This window comes from Clostridioides sp. LIBA-6822 (assembly GCF_056688955.1).
The window spans coordinates 775,696-793,160 of sequence record NZ_CP196995.1; the positions used below are offsets into that span (position 1 = coordinate 775,696).

The window sequence follows — 17,465 nt, forward strand, 5'->3', positions numbered from 1 at the left end:
AAAGATTGTATATATATGACATATTTAAAGTAAAGGGGATGAAACTTATGAGGTTAATTACACGTTCTGATTTTGATGGATTAGTATGTGGTGCATTATTAAAAGAAGCAGGTATTATTGATAATTGGAAATTTGCTCATCCTAAGGACTTACAGGATGGATTAGTTGAGGTAACAGAAGATGATTGTCTTGCAAATGTACCATTTGTTGAGGGTTGTGGTCTTTGGTTTGACCATCACTCTAGTGAGTTTGAGAGAAATGAGCTTCTAGGAAAGTACAAAGGTGAAAGTCGTATGGCTCCTTCTTGTGCAAGAATTATTTATGAGTATTATGGTGGAAGTGAAAGATTTCCTCATTTTAATGAGATGTTAGAGGCAGTAGACAAAGTTGATTCTGGAAATCTTACAATAGAAGAAGTACAAAATCCAACTGGATGGATTTTAATTGGTTACCTTATGGACCCAAGGACTGGTCTCGGTCGTTGGAGAAACTTTACCATATCTAACTATCAATTAATGGAAAAGCTAATTGATGCATGTAGAACTTTAAGTACAGAAGAAATTTTAGAATTACCAGATGTAAAAGAACGTATAGATGTTTATTTTGAGCAAACAAGTAAATTTAAAGAGATGATTGCTCAATATACACATGTAGAAGGAGATGTTATCATTTCTGATTTACGTGGAGTTGAGACAATCTACACAGGGAATCGTTTTATGATTTACAGTATGTATCCAGAACAAAACATATCTGCTTGGATTGTAAATGGTAAAGGTGGAAAAGGGTGTTCTGTAGCTGTTGGATATAGTATTTTAAATAGAACTTCTAATGTTGATGTTGGTAGTCTAATGCTTAAGTATGGCGGTGGCGGACATAAAGCTGTTGGAACTTGCCAGTTCAATGATGAGCAAATAGAGGAACTACTTCCAAAGTTACTTGATGAACTTGTAAATCCTAAAAAATAATGAATGAACTTATAAATTATAAAAGCTAATATAAATAAAATCGAACTTCTTTGTACCCTTTCACATAAGGTTGTGAAGTGGTACAATGCAGTTCTTTAATATTTTACTAATTGAAATGCCCATACTATCATACCTATAGTAGAAACTGAGCTTAGTATCAGGATTCTCCCATATCTCGTCTTAAATCATATTCATTATTGTACAGCTTTAAATGCACTAAATATACTTGCATACCAAAACATGACTCGTAATCGTTCTATTTAATATAACAACTTAAAATATGATTAAATACAAATAATATAAGGGATAAAATGTATATATTTGAATATAAAATCTGATGCCTAAATGAATGTTGCTCATAATCATATAAACTGCTATAGTTTAAAATAAAGTATGATGTTAAATTTTATTATAATCTAAAGATTTAAGAGGGAGGATTTTATGAAAATAAAATTTTTTATAATGACATCTATGATATTTTTAATAGTATCACTACTTGTGGCGTGTCAAAGTACTGAAAATTTAGAAGAGGAAACACCAGATGCAGAAATTAAAATACTAGGTACAGCTGACTTACATTCAATTGTGACAGATTCTTTGGTTTCATATGTAAAAGAAGAAAGAGCAAAGAATGAAAATTTACTCATGGTAGATGCAGGAGATTTTTTTGGTACACAAAGTAAAGAAATGTGGGAGTGGACTTCTGGAAAAAAGCTAGTTATTAGAAGAAATGGTAGAGCAGAATATAAAGACATAATTAAGACAAGTAAAGATGAGGTACCTATAGTCAAAGATATGTCACCATTGAAATATGATGCTGTAGTATTTGGAGATAATGAATTTATTTCAAATGATAAGCAAAATCTTGATAAACTAGTTTCTGATTTTAAAAATAATAATATGCCATTGGTATCGGCAAATATATATGAACAATCTGGAGAAAATTATGTACAACCATATGTGATGAAAAATGTTAAGACAGATGCTGGAAATGTAAAAGTCGGAATACTAGGTCTTACTATAAAAGAAGTAGGGGAAAATCATGGTCTTGAAGATTTTGAAAAAGAAAAAAAGGCAAGAGAACTTGGAGAACAACCTGAGTACAAGGGAAAATTATATTCAAATGATTTAATAGAAGATGCAAAAAAATGGGTAAAAGTAATGCAAAAAGAAAGTCCAGATATAATAGTTGCAGTTGTCCATTCAGGGGAAGAACCTAAAACAAATAGGAATCCAGGTAATAGAATAAAGGAATTAGCAACTACAGTTGACGGGATAGATGCAATTGTAGCTGGTCATACTCATGAAAAAATAGATGAGCATAAATATAAAAATAAGTCTGGCGAAGAAGTAATAGTGACACAACCAGGGTCACATGCAGATAGTGTGTCACAGATTAATTTTAAATTAAATAAGAAAGATGATAAGTGGGAAATAAAGGAAAAGTATAGTAAATTAAAAGTAATTGATAAAGAAGTAAGTATAGTTGCTACTGCAGATTTACATTCACATTTCTCTGACAAATTAACTGTTGACCTTATTAATGAACGAAGTAATCCGATTGAACCTGTAGTAGTAGATGCAGGTGACTTTTTAGATCCTCAAACAGAGGTAATGACTCAGTGGTATAAAGAGTGGAAAAATATAAGAGATAAGAATACAGGCAAAAAGATTAGTAGATGTCCAATGGTTAAATCTATGAATCAGGGTATGTATGATGCAGTAGTACTTGGAAATCATGAGTTTGTATCTGAAAAAGATGAGTTTTGGTCAGATGAGCGTCTTTTAGATGAGGTTATAGAGGATTTTGAACAGGATTCAATTTCTGTATTATCAGCAAATATATATAGGCAATCTGGTGAAAATTATGTTAAGCCATATCTCATAAAAGATGTAGAGACGAATGAGGGAAATGTAAAAGTAGGAATATTGGGTCTTACTATAAAAGAAGTGGGTAAAGGTCTTAAAAATGTAAATTTACAAGAGCAATTTCAATACAAAGATAAATTGTACGCAAATGATTTAGTGGAAGATGCAAAAAAGTGGGTAAAAGTGATGAAAAAAGAAAAGCCAGATATAATAGTTGCAGTAGTACACTCAGGAGAAGAACCTAAAAATCCAAAGCATCCAGGCAATAGAATAAAGGAACTAGCAACTACAGTAGATGGAATTGATGCGATTGTAGCTAGTCATACTCATGAAAAAATAGATGAACATGACTATAAAAATAAAGCTGGAGATAAAGTTATAGTGACACAACCAGGAGAACATGGTAAATATTATTCTAAAATTACTTTTAAAGTAAATAAAGAAAAAGGTTCATGGGTTATCAATGATAAATTTAGTAAAACAGTTGCAGTCGAATAATTTTATAAAATTTATAGATACAGCAAAATGTCTAATATTAGCAATATGGATAAGATGAATAGATAAGAGTATTTTCAATGTGGTAAATATATTGTGAGTATACTAGGGTAAATCTTGTTTGATAATTTGAGTGTCCTAGAGTAAGTTTTGTTTTACTAATAAAAAATATTGAGAACTATATGTAGATTTAATTAAAAAGGAATTTACGTATAGTTCTTTTAGTATAATAAATAGTACAAACTTATATAGTAAAGATAAAGCATGATATTAAATTTTATTATCATCCAAAAATCTAAGGGGGAGGCTTTTATGAAAATAAAATTTATTATAATGGCATCAATAATATTTTTAATAGTATTACTCGTAGGGTGTCAAAGTACCAAAGATACAGAAATCAATGTACTTGCTACAAGTGATTTACATTCAATTATTCCAGATAATTTGGTTTCCTATGTTGAGGAAGAAAGAAAATACGATGAGAATTTACTTATGGTAGATGCAGGAGATTTTTTTGATATGCAAAGTGGTGAAATGAACAAGTGGTTTACTGGACAAAAACTGGTAAGATTTAAAGATGGTATACCAGAGTACAAAAAAATAGCTGAACCACGTGAAGGGGAGGTTCCTTTAGCTAAAGAAATGGCAAAGCTGAAATATGATGCAGTTACATTTGGAAATCATGAATTTGTTTCTAATGATAAACAAAGCCTTGATAGGTTGGTTTCTGATTTTAAAAATAATAATATACCATTGGTGTCAGCAAATGTATATAAACAATCTGGAGAAAACTATGTAGAGCCATATGTAATGAAAAGTGTAAAGACTGATAAAGGGGATGTAAAGGTTGGAATATTAGGTCTAACTATAAAGGAAGTGGGTGAACGCTCAAGATTTAAAAATTTTGAGGAAGACAAAAAAGCTAGAGAACTTGGGGAACAAGCACAGTATAAAGGAGAATTATATGCAAATGATTTAGTAGAAGATGCTAAGAAGTGGGTAAAGGTTATGAAAAAGGAAAAGCCAGACATAATAATTGCCATCGTACATTCAGGTGAAGAACCCAAAAACCCTAAAAACCCAGGAAATAGAATAAAAGAATTAGCAACTACTGTAGATGGTATAGATGCTATTGTAGCAGGGCATACTCATGAAAAAATAGAACAGCATACATATAAAAATAAGTCTGGTGAAGAAGTAATAGTAACACAACCTGGAGCTCATGGTAATAGTGTATCAAAGATTAATTTTAAGTTAGATAAGAAAAATGAGAAGTGGTCTATAAAAGATAAGTACAGTGAGTTAAAAATATTTGGAAAAGAGGTAAATATAATCACAACATCTGGTCTGCATCAAAATTTTTCAGATGAAATGGTAGTCAGCTTGTTTAATGAAAGAGATAGAGATGTCCAGCCTATATTTATTGATACTGGGGATTTTCTGGATACCAACACAAAAGAAATGACTAAATGGTCTAAAGAGTGGCAGTACAATGCAAAGAAAGGTATCCATAAAAAAATAAATGAATGGCCAATTGTATACCTCGGTTATGATGCAGTAGTACTTGGTAGCCATGAGCTTACATCAGATAAAAATAATTTTAAAGAAAAAAAATCTATATTGGATTCTATTATAGAAAATTTTGAGGAAATGAAGATACCAGTTTTGTCAGCTAATATATATAATGAGTCTGGAGAAAATTATGTAAAACCATATATAATGCATAAAGTGGAAACTAGGGAGGGGAGTATAAAGGTTGGAGTATTGGGTCTTACTGTAGATAAGGATGAAAAAGATTCAAGTGATTCAGGTTCAAATAAAGATTCAAAGAATTTAAAGATTCATGAAGAAACAGAAAAATTATATACAAACAATTTGGTAAAAGATGCAGAAGAATGGATAAGGGTTATGCAAAAGGAAAATCCAGACGTAATCGTTGCAGTTGTTCATTCAGATAATAATATGGCCCTAAAAAATCCAAGCAATGAAATAAAAAAACTTGCTATGTCAGTAGATGGAATAGATGCTATTGTGGTAGGTCATACGAAAAATAAAATTGAAGAACATAGTTATAAGAATGAGTTTGGGGATAAGGTTATAGTAACACAATCTGGAGAAGAGTGTTATTCTAAAATAAGCCTTGAATTAAGAAAAGAAAATGGTAAATGGAATGTCATCAATAAGTACAGTAAGTCAATAAAAATGAAGTAAGTCAATAAAATTTAATTTAGACAAAAATAGGCCTAGATATAGTTAAAAGATTAAAGAATTGTATATTAAAACACAAAAGAAGAACCTTTATATCTGAGGTTCTTCTCTTTTATTTACAGACAAGTAAAATTATCTATAAAGAATCGAATATATTTTTCCTTTACATTTTTTTGATATGCAATACCGTATTCAATGAGAGCTTGTTCAGTGATTGGGCGAATAATAAAGCCATCACTTTCCACTGGTATGCAATGTTCAGGTAATATTGCTATACCATATCCACAATTTGCAAGTAGGATACTTGCTTGGTCATTTTCACATACAATATTAAAGTGGCTTTGAGAATGTAATGCTATTTTTTCCTGCAATACATTCCCATGTTGAAATGGTATAAATTTAGGATTCAATATAATTAAGCAATTTGTCTTTAAATCATCAAAAGATACACTATCTTTCTTAGCAAGTATGGATTGTGAGGACATAATAGCATAATTTTTAGCATCTTTTAATTTTTTAAAAGAACATTCTTTCATATCTCTAATCATTTCTCTTGTCGAAAGCATAATGTCTAAATGTTTATTATTGAATAAATTTTTAAGTTTAAAATAATCCTCCATAAAGATTAAAGGGTATACCTGTGGGAAGACGATTCGTAAGTCTGACAAGATACCTTGTAATTTATTGAGTTCAGCATGACTAGAACATCCAATACGTAAAAAAGAAGTGTTCTGAGAAGTAGCTTTTGCCATCCTTTTCTGTGATACTTCTATTTTGTTGAGTATATCCTTGGCATCACTATAAAACATAGTTCCCATTTCTGTCAGTCTAACCATTTTTGAATTTCGTATAAATAATTTTGCTCCTAATTCTTCTTCTAGATTTTTGATATGGTGAGTAACTGTAGGAGTAGATAAAAAAAGTTCTTCTGCAGCTTTTGTAAAATTTAACTTGTCAGCAACACATACGAAACATTCTAATTGTTGAGTATTCATAGAGCACCTTCTTTCCATATTAAAAGTATAATTGGAAGATACTATAATTTCAATATAACATTAGATTTTATCTAATATTATTGCGTTTTTTGAAATTCTCATTTAAAACAGATAATGATAAAATTTTAAATATTAGACATCTAAGTATACCCATTTCTATAACAAAATAAATAAAAGTTAAGTAAGAAAATTATAGATAATTGAAGCTGTCTGATAAAACTTAGAATAAGTCAACATCTTAAAAATTAGTTAGAAAAGGAGATAGAGTATGATTAAAAAATTAGCTTGTTCTATTAAAGAGTATAAAAAGGCTTCTATACTAACATCAGTATTTGTTATATTGGAAGTCTTAATGGAAATTTTGATTCCTCTGATTATGGCAGAAATGATTGATGTGGGAATCAGTGGAAACAATACACAGACCCTAGTACGATTTGGAACGATTTTAATTGTTTGTGTATTTTTAGGGTTATTTTTTGGAATCCTGTCTGGAAGCTTTTGTGCTACTGCATCTGCTGGATTTGCACAAAATTTAAGGAAGGATATGTATTATAAAATACAGGACTATTCTTTTGCTAATATTGATAAATTTTCAACTTCCAGTATTGTAACAAGATTAACTACTGATGTTACAAATGTCCAAAATGCTTATATGATGATTATTCGTGTGGCTGTTCGTGCTCCACTTATGCTTGTATTTTCATTGGTTGCTGTATTTATGGTTAATGCGAGTTTATCATCTATATTTTTAATTGCAATCCCAATTCTTGGCGTTGGTTTGTATTTCATTGTAAACCGTTCCCATCCATATTTTGAAAGAGTGTTTAATACTTATGATGATTTAAATGGAGTTGTGCAAGAGAATCTCACAGGTATACGAGTAGTTAAATCTTTTGTAAGAGAAAAATTTGAAATCAAGAAGTTTAAAAATATCTCAGAAAAAATATACAAGACGTTTGGAAAAGCTGAAGGAATTGTTGCATATAATATGCCATTAATGCAGTTTTCAGTATATTGTTGCACACTACTACTTTGCTGGTTTGGTTCAAAGATGATAGTTTCAAGCAACGCAACTACAATGACTACAGGGGAACTTTCGAGCTTAATTGCATATGCCATGAATATTCTTAATTGTCTTATGATGTTATCTATGGTTATGGTTATGATTAATATGGCAAGAGCTTCTTCTGAACGAATTATAGAAATAGTAGATGAAGAGAGTTCCTTGAAAAATGGTGATAATCCTGTATATCATATGGAAAATGGAGAAATAAGTTTTGATAATGTATCGTTTAGTTACGTAGATGATAAAGAAAAAGAGTGTCTAAAAAATATTTCATTTCATATAGAAGCTGGTTCAACATTAGGGATTATAGGTGGAACTGGAAGTGGGAAAAGTTCGTTGGTACAATTAATACCACGTCTTTATGATGTTACAGAGGGGAAAATTACAATAGGAGGTGTAAATGTAAAAGATTATGATTTATTTACGCTTCGTAATGAAGTAGCAATGGTTCTTCAAAAAAATGAGTTGTTTTCTGGGACAATTAAAGAAAATTTACTTTGGGGAAATAAATATGCTAGTGAAGAAGAAATGATACATGCTTGTAAATTGGCACAGGCAAATCCTTTTATTGAAACATTTCCAGATAAATATGACACGTATATTGAACAGGGAGGGACAAATGTTTCTGGTGGTCAAAAGCAAAGACTGTGCATTGCAAGAGCTTTGTTAAAAAAACCAAAAATTTTAATACTTGATGATTCTACAAGTGCAGTCGATACAAAGACTGATTCAATGATTAGAAAATCATTTAGTGAGGAAATACCAGAGACTACAAAAATTATTATTGCACAACGTATTTCTTCAGTAGAAGATGCTGATTATATTATTGTCATGGAAGGCGGTAAAATCAATGGGTATGGAACACATGAGGAACTGCTAAAAACGAATGTAATTTATAGGGAAATCTATGATTCGCAAACGAAGGGAGATGATAAGTGATGGAAACAAAAGTATTCAGTGTATGCAAACGACTGTTATCCTATATTGTAGGAAGACATAAAGTTTTATTTAGTACAGTTGTTGTATGTATCCTTTTTAGTTCTTGTACGATTGTTATAAGTTCTTTGTTTTTACAAACATTAATTGACGATTATATCACTCCACTTTTACTTGAGGATAATCCATCATTTAGTGGGTTATTATATACTATTATTTTAATGGCATGTATTTATATCTTAGGTGTTGTCGCAACATTTCTCTATAATAGAATTATGGTAAAGATTTCTCAAGGAACTTTGAAAGAAATCAGAGATGATATGTTTGTACATATGCAAAAGCTTCCTATTAGTTATTTTGATACTCATACACATGGAGATGTTATGAGTCATTATACGAATGATACAGACACGTTGCGTCAGTTTATTTCACAGGCATTGCCACAATTTATTTCGGCTATTATTACAGTAGTCGTTATATTGATTTCTATGTTTATAAGTAACGTACCTTTGACAATTTTAGTTTTAATAGTTACAGTCATCATGAGTATAACTACTAAAAAAATAGGTGGTGCAAGTGCAAAATATTTTATAAAGCAACAGGAGACATTAGGAAATATTACAGGTTATATTGAAGAAATGATAAATGGTCAAAAAGTTATTAAGGTATTCTGTCATGAAGAAGATGCAAAACAACAATTTGATAGAAAGAATAAAGATTTATGTTTAGATTCTACGCAAGCAAATAAATACGGTAATATACTTATGCCAGCTATTATGCAACTTGGTAATCTGCAATACGTGTTAATTGCTCTTTTTGGAGGTCTTATGGCATTGCATGGTGTAGGCTCTATTACAGTTGGAATGATTGTGGCTTTCTTAAACTTGTCAAAAACATTTTGTATGCCTGTCTCACAGATTGCACAACAGATTAGTATGATGGCTATGGCATTTGCAGGAGCAGAACGTATATTTGAATTAATTGATGAAGAACCTGAACAAGATAATGGATATGTTACATCAGTACATGCTAGATTTAATAATGGTGAAGTAATAGAAACGACTGATAATACAGGTGTGTGGGCATGGAAACATCCTCATCATGATGGTACAATAACATATACTCCTTTAAAAGGTGATATTCAGTTTTCTGATGTTGATTTTGGATATACAGAAAAGAAATTAGTACTAAAAAACATAGTTCTAGAAGCAACAGCAGGAGAAAAAATAGCATTTGTTGGTGCAACTGGAGCTGGAAAAACTACCATCACAAATTTGATTAACCGTTTTTATGATTTAGCAGATGGAAAAATTAGATATGATGGTATTAACATCAATAAAATTAAAAAGACAGATTTACGCCATTCATTGGGTGTTGTTTTACAAGATGTCAACCTATTCACAGGGACAATTATGGATAATATAAGATATGGTAAAATGGATGCTACAGATAAGGAGTGTATTGAGGCATCTAAATTATCAAATGCACATGATTTTATTACTAGACTGCCAAATGGGTATCAGACTATATTGACGCAAAATGGTGCTAGTCTTTCACAAGGTCAACGACAACTAATCTCTATTGCTCGTGCAGCAGTTGCAAATCCGCCAGTAATGATTCTTGATGAAGCAACATCTTCTATTGATACACGTACAGAAACACTGGTACAGCAAGGTATGGATAATCTTATGAAAGGTAGAACTGTCTTTGTAATAGCACATAGATTGTCTACTGTTAGGAATTCAGATGCGATTATAGTTCTTGAACAGGGACGTATAATAGAAAGAGGTACACATGATGATTTGATAAATCAAAAAGGTGTTTATTATAGTCTTTATACAGGGGCATTTGAGTTGGAATAGGATTATGGTGTATAAATTTTCATAAAATATATAGATAAAGCAAGGCACCTTAAGTCATAATATGTGTGCTTTTCTTTATTATTTTATGTATGTAATTGTCTATTATTTTTTAGAAGTTTTATTTTTAATGTTTTCTTATATATTTTTACTATATACACTTATTAAATAAGAGTACTGTTATATATTGGATATATAAGTCATTATTTAAACCTACTTGTTTTATGATATAATATTATAAATATAATTAAGTGAAAATATCTTAATAAAGGAGGAGATTAAATATTTGGCATCTATACAACAGTATATTAAAAAATATATGTATAAGTATTTCAATAAAGAATTAAACTTACAAGAAAGGCTTTTTTATCTTTTTTGTTTTGCTGGTGTTATTTGTTCATTTTTAGCTTTTGTTGCAGCTCTTTTTAGTAGTCTTCCTAGTATATCAGTATGGGGTAGTTTTTTTTGTTTTTGTATAATGTCAATATTGGCAATCTATTCTTTTAAAACAAGATATGTTAATGTAGGACGTGTAGTAATTAATATAGGGCTTAATCTATTTTTATTTCCGACACTCTTTTTTATAAGTGGGGGAGTAAATAGTGGGATGATACTTTATTTCTTATTGGGGATATGTGTAATATCATTGACACTTGATGGATATAAGAGAATAGTTATGTTGTTTATATCTATAATTGTGTATGGAGTATCTATATTTCTAGCATTTAATTATCCTAACCTAATTATATCTATAGGGGAGTCTCGTATATCAGACACAATAAGTAGTTTTATTATTGTTTCATTGTTTTTAAGTGTAATAATGATAATAGTCTTGCAAGAATATTCTTATGAACGTGATAAAGTATATAAATTAAATGAGAAACTTAAAAGACAAGCAATTGTAGATGATTTGACGAATTTATATAATAGAAGGTATTTGATACAATATATAACTAGTATATTAGAAAAGCCAGTAGAAGAGAGGATTTTATCCATTGTATTATTTGATATAGATGATTTTAAAAAAGTAAATGATAAATATGGTCATCTTTGTGGAAATAAGGTATTGATTAGATTTGGTCAAATTTTAACTGAAGAAATTGGAAAAGACGGAATTGCTTCAAGGTATGGAGGAGAAGAGTTTATTATTGCAATGCCTAATTTTACAAAAGATAGAGCTATTGAAGTTGCTGAACGTATTCGTGTTAGAGTTTATAGTGATAAAAGATTGATAGAACTAGTAAATAAGATTACAGTAAGTGGTGGATTAGAAGAGTATACCAGAGATATGACTATTGATAAGCTAGTAAATGGAGCTGATAAGAAACTTTATATAGCTAAAAATAATGGAAAGAATAGAATTGTTTTTGAATAATTATAATAATTATGTAGTCACTAATTACTATCGAAATATATATGTGTTTATGACTTATATTTGGAAAATTTATGCCACTTGAAGTGGCTATTTTTCTGTTTATTTTTAATAGTTTTATTTATTTTAAATATAACAATTCTATATGATTTTCGATAAAAATGAAAATTGTCACATAATATAAGTAAAAGTCATCTACTTTATTTGAAAATAGATGACTTTTATAAAAATATTCTAATACTTAAGTATGTTAAGTCTGTTTTTATTGAACATTATTCTTTTTCACATATATGTTCTAAGGATACCTCAAGTATTCCTTTGATGTGGCTATCATCTAATGAATAAAAAACAAGTTTACCTGATTTTCTTGATTTAATTAATTTAGCAGTTTTAAGTGTTTTTAACTGATGAGAAACCGCTGATTTTGTCATATTTAAGAGAGACGCAAGATCTCCTACACACATTTCATTTTCTAAAAGTGCCCACAATAATTGAATTCTTGTTCCATCTCCCATAATTTTAAAAAAATCAGATAAATCATATAGTAAATTCAATTTTGGCATTTTTTTTGATGTTTTTTCTACTAAATCGGTGTGTATGGCTTCACAATCACATTTTCTTTCCATAGCATGTACCTCCATAGTTGTAATTATAATTGATTACTTGTTCAATTGTCAAATAAATAGGCTATCTTTAAGAACATTTAAAATGTCTAATCGGGACTTGACGATTGAATATATGTTCAACTATAATTTAATCAATAGTTGAATAGTTGAACAACTATTGGATTTTGAAAGGAGGAGTTTCTGATGAGGAAAAAATTTGATTTAATTGATTTAGACTGTGCTAACTGTGCAGCTAAAATGGAAAATGCTGCTTCAAAGATTGAGGGTGTTAATTCTGTGAATTTTAGTTTTATGACACAAAAAATGACACTAGATGCAGAAGATGCAAGTTTTGATGAGATTCTACAGAAAATCATTAAAGTATGTAAAAAAGTTGAACCTGATTGCGAAATTGTAATCAAGTAATCAGCTACTGGGAGGAAACATATGAGTAAGAAGTTAAAGAATTTACGTTGCCGAATATTCATAAGTTTCATCGTTTTCTTAGGTGCTATTACTATGCCAATGAATAATACAATTCAGTTTGTATTATTCTTGGTAGCTTATTTAATTGTTGGTGGCGATATTATAAAGAAAGCTGTTACCAATATAGGGCATGGCCAAGTATTCGATGAAAATTTCTTAATGGTGTTAGCAACAATTGGAGCATTTGTAACCAAAGACTATCCAGAAGCTTTTATGGTAATGTGGCTATATCAAATTGGAGAATGGTTTCAACAATATGCGGTTGGTCGTTCAAGAGAATCAATTACAGAATTAATGAATATTCGTCCTGATTATGCAAATGTTGAAAAAAATGGTTCTTTAGTTAAAGTAGACCCAGAGGATGTTTCTTTAGGAGAATTGATTGTAATTAAACCAGGTGAAAAAATACCACTTGATGGAATCATAGTAAAAGGAAATAGTTTAGTTGATACATCTGCTTTGACAGGAGAATCAGTTCCTAGAGAGGTAGAGATAGGAACTGAAATATTAAGTGGTTGTATAAATAAAACAGGATTAATTACCATAAAAGTAACAAAAGAATTCGGTGAATCAACAGTGTCTAAAATACTACAACTTGTAGAAAATGCAAGTAGTAAAAAAGCAAAAACTGAAAATTTCATTACTAAATTTGCTAGATACTATACACCTATCGTTGTTGTTGCGGCTGTGTGTCTTGCGTTCTTACCACCTTTATTTATTGAGGGTGCAGAATTTGCAGATTACATTCATAGGGCTTGTTCATTCTTAGTAATTTCATGCCCTTGTGCATTGGTTATTTCTGTACCACTAGGATTTTTTGGTGGGATAGGTGGAGCATCTAAGCATGGCATTTTGATTAAGGGTAGTAATTATCTTGAAACTTTATCAAAGACTGGAACAATCGTATTTGATAAGACTGGTACATTGACAAAGGGTTCATTTGAAGTGACAGAAATAGTTCCTGTAGATGTTGAAAAAGCTACATTACTTGAAATAGCTGCTTATGCTGAAAGTTACTCAAATCATCCAATTGCTGAATCTCTAAAGAAAGCATATGGAAAAGAAATTTTATCAACAAGAATTAGTGATGCCTCGGAAATTTCAGGTAATGGAGTATTTATTAAATTTGATGGTGCAGAAGTGTATGCTGGTAATGAAAAACTTATGAGGAAAGCTAAAATTAAAATACCAGTTTCAAAATCTGTTGGCACTGTTGTTCATGTTGCTCTTAATGGAAAATATATTGGTTATATTCTTATTGCAGATGAAATCAAAGAAGAAGCAAAGCAAGCTATTCACGATTTAAAAGAAATTAATAAGGTAAGTCAAACTGTTATGTTAACTGGTGACAATAAGGCTGTTGCTGAATCTGTTGCCAATAAATTAGGCATTGATACTGTCTATTCTCAATTGTTACCAGCAGACAAGGTAAAACAAGTTGAACATCTTTTAAACAATAAAGTAGATAATACTTCTCTTGCATTTGTAGGAGATGGAATAAATGATGCACCAGTGCTTACTCGTGCTGATATAGGTATTGCTATGGGGGGATTAGGCTCAGATGCTGCTATTGAAGCGGCAGATATTGTCATTATGGATGATAAAATCACAAAAATCAATTCTGCAATATATATATCAAAGAGAACACTAAAAATTGTGAAACAGAATATTATCTTTGCTTTAGGAATTAAAGCAATTGTATTAATTCTAGGTGCTTTTGGGATGGCTGAAATGATGGAAGCTGTATTTGCTGATGTTGGTGTTTCTTTCATTGCCATACTTAATTCAATGAGAGCGTTGAGAGTTAATAACTTTAAAAATTAAAGCTAATATTGAATGAATGACTTGTGAACATTATGTAAAAGATGATGTAGGGACTTCTGATGAAGAAGACAAAATCAAGGAAATCATGTTACTTTTCAACGTGATGACGAAGTAATTAGCAGGGCGTATCCTTATGGTATGTCTTGCTCTCTTTTACAGCAAAAAATTAATGGCTTTTTAGGACTATTTAATGTAGGTGTGTAACTGATTTATATGAACATACTCTATATAATAGTTATGGTTAAGCTAAAAAAGCATAATACAATATGTAAGAAAGAGATGAGGAAATGGATAAAAATAGATATTCAAGTAGTATGAATGAAACGGCGATTTATAAAGTTTTTTCGGGCATAGAACTTATATATAACAATTACAATGTATCTAATTTTAATTTAGATGGTCAAGATAAAAATAATGTATTAGAAATAAGCTATTGTCTTAAAGGTAGAGTAGAGTGTGAACTTAAAGATGGAACTTATTTATATTTAGGTGAAGGAGATTTGGGGATTAATATGTTGGATAATCCTGTAGAAGCTATGAATTTTCCACTAGAACATTATGAGGGAATATCTGTAAATTTATACTTAGATACTTTGAGTAAACATCTTCCTGAAATATTAGAAAATGATTCTGTAGATATTTATAGCATCAAGGATAAATTTTGTATGGATGATGGATGCTTTGTTATGAGAGCCACAAAACAGATAGAACATCTATTTTATGAATTATATAAAATTCCTGATGATATTAAAGAAGCACATTTGAAAATGAAGGTTATAGAGTTACTTTTGTCTATGAGTGTTTTAAATAAACCACATGATGAGAAAAAAGAAAATTATTATAAATATCATGTAAAAACCATTAAACAGATACAAGATTACATAACGAAAAATTATGCAGAGCGATATACTATTGATGAATTATCTAAAAAGTATTTTATTAGCCTAACAACCTTAAAAGTCTACTTCAAGGAAGTTTACGGAATGACAATTGTGAAATACATGAAAAATTACAGAATGAAAAAGGCTACAGAATTACTAAGAGATACAAGTAGTTCAATTTCTGACATAGCACTTGCAGTCAGCTATGAAAGTCAAAGTAAATTTGCAATAACATTCAAGGAAGTCTATGGAATGAGTCCTTTGGAGTATAGAAGAAAGGTTCTATTAGAACTGGACTAAAATAAAAAGGAGGATATATTTATGAACGAAAAAAATGACACACGTACACGATTACTTACAGAAAGTCCATTAAAATTAATGTTTTCACTAAGTATTCCTGGCATTATTGGCATGGTGGTAGTTGCTTTGTACAATATAATGGATGCTATATTTGTTGGACAGCTAGTGAGTTCAACTGCAATGGGAGCTGTAAGTGTTTCTTACCCACTTACATTAATCAATGGAGGTGTCTCTACACTTGTAGGAGTGGGTTCGGCTTCTATATTATCAAGAGCAATTGGTAAGAAAGATAAAGCGATATTAAATAAGATAATGGGAAATCTTGTTATGATGATTACAATTTTATCAATCATTATAACTATTATAGGTATGTGTTTTACACGTCAATTATTGCAATTTAGCCGTGTAGAGGGAGAGATGCTTACTCAGGCTGAAAGTTATTTGAAAATCATTTTTGCTGGTTCATTGTTTATCAATTTCACTCAAAGTTCTAATATGGTTATGCGTGGACAAGGGTTATTGAAAAAAGCAATGGTAATAATTGCAAGTGGTTCGATTTTGAATATCATTTTAGACCCTATCTTCATTACTTATTTTAATCAATATGGAATGGGAATTCAAGGTGCTGCCTATGCTACTTTAGTGTCTCAAATTGTACAGTTCTGTATCAGCATGTTGTACTTTACAAGAAAAAGTGAAGGTATAAAAATCAAAAGATTGAAACTAGAATGGGATATTATTCCTGAAATTTGTTCTGTTGGTATTTCTGCTATGTTAATGCAAGTAATGACATTAGTGCAACAAACAGTTATATTTAATATAGGCTCACGATACGGTGGAGAAAGCGCATATATTTTATTAGGAGCTGCACTACGTGTACAAAATTTTGCATTTGTTCCATTATGGGGGATGAGTCAAGGTTTCCAACCAGTTGTAGGTACAAATTATGGTGCTAAAAATTATAGTAGAACAATTAAATTAACAAAAGTATTTGTGCTTAGTGCAATTGTATTATCATTATGCTTCTTCTTACCAATACAAATTATTCCTGAAAAAATCCTTTCTTTATTTATTACAGAAAATGATATTGTTACACAAGGTGTTAGCAACTTTAGACTTATGTTCTCCACATACAGTGCATTAGCAGTTTTCATCATGATTGTTACGTTATTTCAGTCTTTAGGTACAGCTAGTAAAGCGAGTATGCTTGTGATGTTAAGACAAATAATTTTATTCATTCCTGCGGTTATTTTATTTCCTATGATAGCAAATTTAGGAGAAACTGGAGTGTGGCTTGCTATTGCACTGGTTGATGGTTTTGTGGGGGTATTATGCTTATTCATGATGTTTAAGGAATTTAGGAAATTAAAAAAATTGGCATAAAACTGATATGGAGGGCGTGATATGAAGTATTTGAATAAACATTAGATACATAGTATGAATAAACAGATAACAAAAGCACAGGGAATTTATGTGCTACAGATGAATATATTATCAAAATAAATAAATCTACCTTGAAATAGTAAAAAGACTTGTGCCATATTATTATATGCTTTGCAAGTCTTTACTGCTATTTATTTTTAAATATTTTTCATCTTAATTAC

At 30.3% G+C, this 17,465-nt stretch carries 12 protein-coding genes; 10 read left to right on the top strand and 2 right to left on the bottom strand.

Annotated features, from left to right (window positions below; all coding sequences use genetic code 11):
* Positions 1-47 precede the first annotated feature (47 nt).
* The 3 genes from ACTG48_RS03965 (at position 48) to ACTG48_RS03975 (ending at position 5,540) form a co-directional block, all read left to right on the top strand.
* Positions 48-965: a DHH family phosphoesterase gene (locus ACTG48_RS03965; RefSeq protein WP_021383513.1), complete on the top strand. Its 918-nt coding sequence runs from the start codon at positions 48-50 to the stop codon at positions 963-965.
* A gap of 441 nt (positions 966-1,406) precedes the next feature.
* Positions 1,407-3,332, top strand: a complete 1,926-nt coding sequence (locus tag ACTG48_RS03970; RefSeq protein ID WP_479918199.1) for a metallophosphoesterase — start codon at positions 1,407-1,409, stop codon at positions 3,330-3,332.
* 309 nt (positions 3,333-3,641) lie between these two features.
* Entirely contained in the window at positions 3,642-5,540 is a 1,899-nt protein-coding gene (locus ACTG48_RS03975; protein ID WP_479918200.1) for a metallophosphoesterase, read from the top strand.
* Between the two features lie 113 nt (positions 5,541-5,653).
* Here ACTG48_RS03975 and ACTG48_RS03980 read toward each other — a convergent pair whose 3' ends face one another.
* Positions 5,654-6,532 carry a LysR family transcriptional regulator gene (locus ACTG48_RS03980; protein ID WP_479918201.1) on the bottom strand — a complete coding sequence of 293 codons (879 nt, stop codon included), beginning with the start codon at positions 6,530-6,532 and terminating at the stop codon, positions 5,654-5,656.
* Between the two features lie 268 nt (positions 6,533-6,800).
* Between ACTG48_RS03980 and ACTG48_RS03985 the strand changes: the two genes are divergently transcribed.
* The 3 genes from ACTG48_RS03985 to ACTG48_RS03995 all read left to right on the top strand — a co-directional run bounded on the left by ACTG48_RS03985 (position 6,801) and on the right by ACTG48_RS03995 (position 11,768).
* The gene (locus tag ACTG48_RS03985) at positions 6,801-8,537 is read left to right on the top strand and encodes an ABC transporter ATP-binding protein (RefSeq protein WP_479918202.1); all 1,737 of its coding nucleotides are present in this window, start codon (positions 6,801-6,803) and stop codon (positions 8,535-8,537) included.
* Positions 8,537-10,396 carry an ABC transporter ATP-binding protein gene (locus ACTG48_RS03990; RefSeq protein WP_479918203.1) on the top strand — a complete coding sequence of 620 codons (1,860 nt, stop codon included), beginning with the start codon at positions 8,537-8,539 and terminating at the stop codon, positions 10,394-10,396. Before ACTG48_RS03985 ends, ACTG48_RS03990 begins: the two co-directional genes overlap by 1 nt.
* A gap of 283 nt (positions 10,397-10,679) precedes the next feature.
* Positions 10,680-11,768 (top strand): GGDEF domain-containing protein, encoded by a 1,089-nt coding sequence (locus ACTG48_RS03995; RefSeq protein WP_479918204.1) that lies wholly within the window; start codon positions 10,680-10,682, stop codon positions 11,766-11,768.
* 269 nt (positions 11,769-12,037) lie between these two features.
* On the opposite strand, the gene ACTG48_RS04000 is transcribed toward ACTG48_RS03995, so the two are convergent.
* A complete protein-coding gene (locus ACTG48_RS04000) occupies positions 12,038-12,391 on the bottom strand; it encodes an ArsR/SmtB family transcription factor (protein ID WP_021383444.1) in 354 nt (117 codons plus the stop codon).
* Between the two features lie 183 nt (positions 12,392-12,574).
* Here ACTG48_RS04000 and ACTG48_RS04005 point away from each other — a divergent pair, with 183 nt between their 5' ends.
* From ACTG48_RS04005 to ACTG48_RS04020, 4 genes are all read left to right on the top strand, one after another.
* Complete coding sequence (locus ACTG48_RS04005) at positions 12,575-12,796, top strand: cation transporter (protein WP_021383518.1); 222 nt, start codon at positions 12,575-12,577, stop codon at positions 12,794-12,796.
* Between the two features lie 21 nt (positions 12,797-12,817).
* Positions 12,818-14,680, top strand: a complete 1,863-nt coding sequence (locus tag ACTG48_RS04010) for a heavy metal translocating P-type ATPase (protein WP_479918205.1) — start codon at positions 12,818-12,820, stop codon at positions 14,678-14,680.
* 287 nt (positions 14,681-14,967) lie between these two features.
* Complete coding sequence (locus ACTG48_RS04015; RefSeq protein ID WP_479918206.1) at positions 14,968-15,861, top strand: helix-turn-helix domain-containing protein; 894 nt, start codon at positions 14,968-14,970, stop codon at positions 15,859-15,861.
* 78 nt (positions 15,862-15,939) lie between these two features.
* Positions 15,940-17,244, top strand: a complete 1,305-nt coding sequence (locus ACTG48_RS04020; protein ID WP_479918207.1) for an MATE family efflux transporter — start codon at positions 15,940-15,942, stop codon at positions 17,242-17,244.
* Positions 17,245-17,465: the final 221 nt, after the last annotated feature.

Excerpts from the sequence above, each read along its gene's own strand:
- ACTG48_RS03970 (WP_479918199.1), top strand. The coding sequence starts at position 1,407 with ATGAAAATAAAATTTTTTATAATGACATCTATGATATTTTTAATAGTA.
- ACTG48_RS04020 (WP_479918207.1), top strand. The coding sequence starts at position 15,940 with ATGTTTTCACTAAGTATTCCTGGCATTATTGGCATGGTGGTAGTTGCT.
- ACTG48_RS04010 (WP_479918205.1), top strand. The coding sequence starts at position 12,818 with ATGAGTAAGAAGTTAAAGAATTTACGTTGCCGAATATTCATAAGTTTC.
- ACTG48_RS04005 (WP_021383518.1), top strand. The coding sequence starts at position 12,575 with ATGAGGAAAAAATTTGATTTAATTGATTTAGACTGTGCTAACTGTGCA.
- ACTG48_RS03965 (WP_021383513.1), top strand. The coding sequence starts at position 48 with ATGAGGTTAATTACACGTTCTGATTTTGATGGATTAGTATGTGGTGCA.
- ACTG48_RS03980 (WP_479918201.1), bottom strand. The coding sequence starts at position 6,532 with ATGAATACTCAACAATTAGAATGTTTCGTATGTGTTGCTGACAAGTTA.
- ACTG48_RS03985 (WP_479918202.1), top strand. The coding sequence starts at position 6,801 with ATGATTAAAAAATTAGCTTGTTCTATTAAAGAGTATAAAAAGGCTTCT.
- ACTG48_RS04000 (WP_021383444.1), bottom strand. The coding sequence starts at position 12,391 with ATGGAAAGAAAATGTGATTGTGAAGCCATACACACCGATTTAGTAGAA.
- ACTG48_RS04015 (WP_479918206.1), top strand. The coding sequence starts at position 14,968 with ATGGATAAAAATAGATATTCAAGTAGTATGAATGAAACGGCGATTTAT.
- ACTG48_RS03975 (WP_479918200.1), top strand. The coding sequence starts at position 3,642 with ATGAAAATAAAATTTATTATAATGGCATCAATAATATTTTTAATAGTA.
- ACTG48_RS03990 (WP_479918203.1), top strand. The coding sequence starts at position 8,537 with ATGGAAACAAAAGTATTCAGTGTATGCAAACGACTGTTATCCTATATT.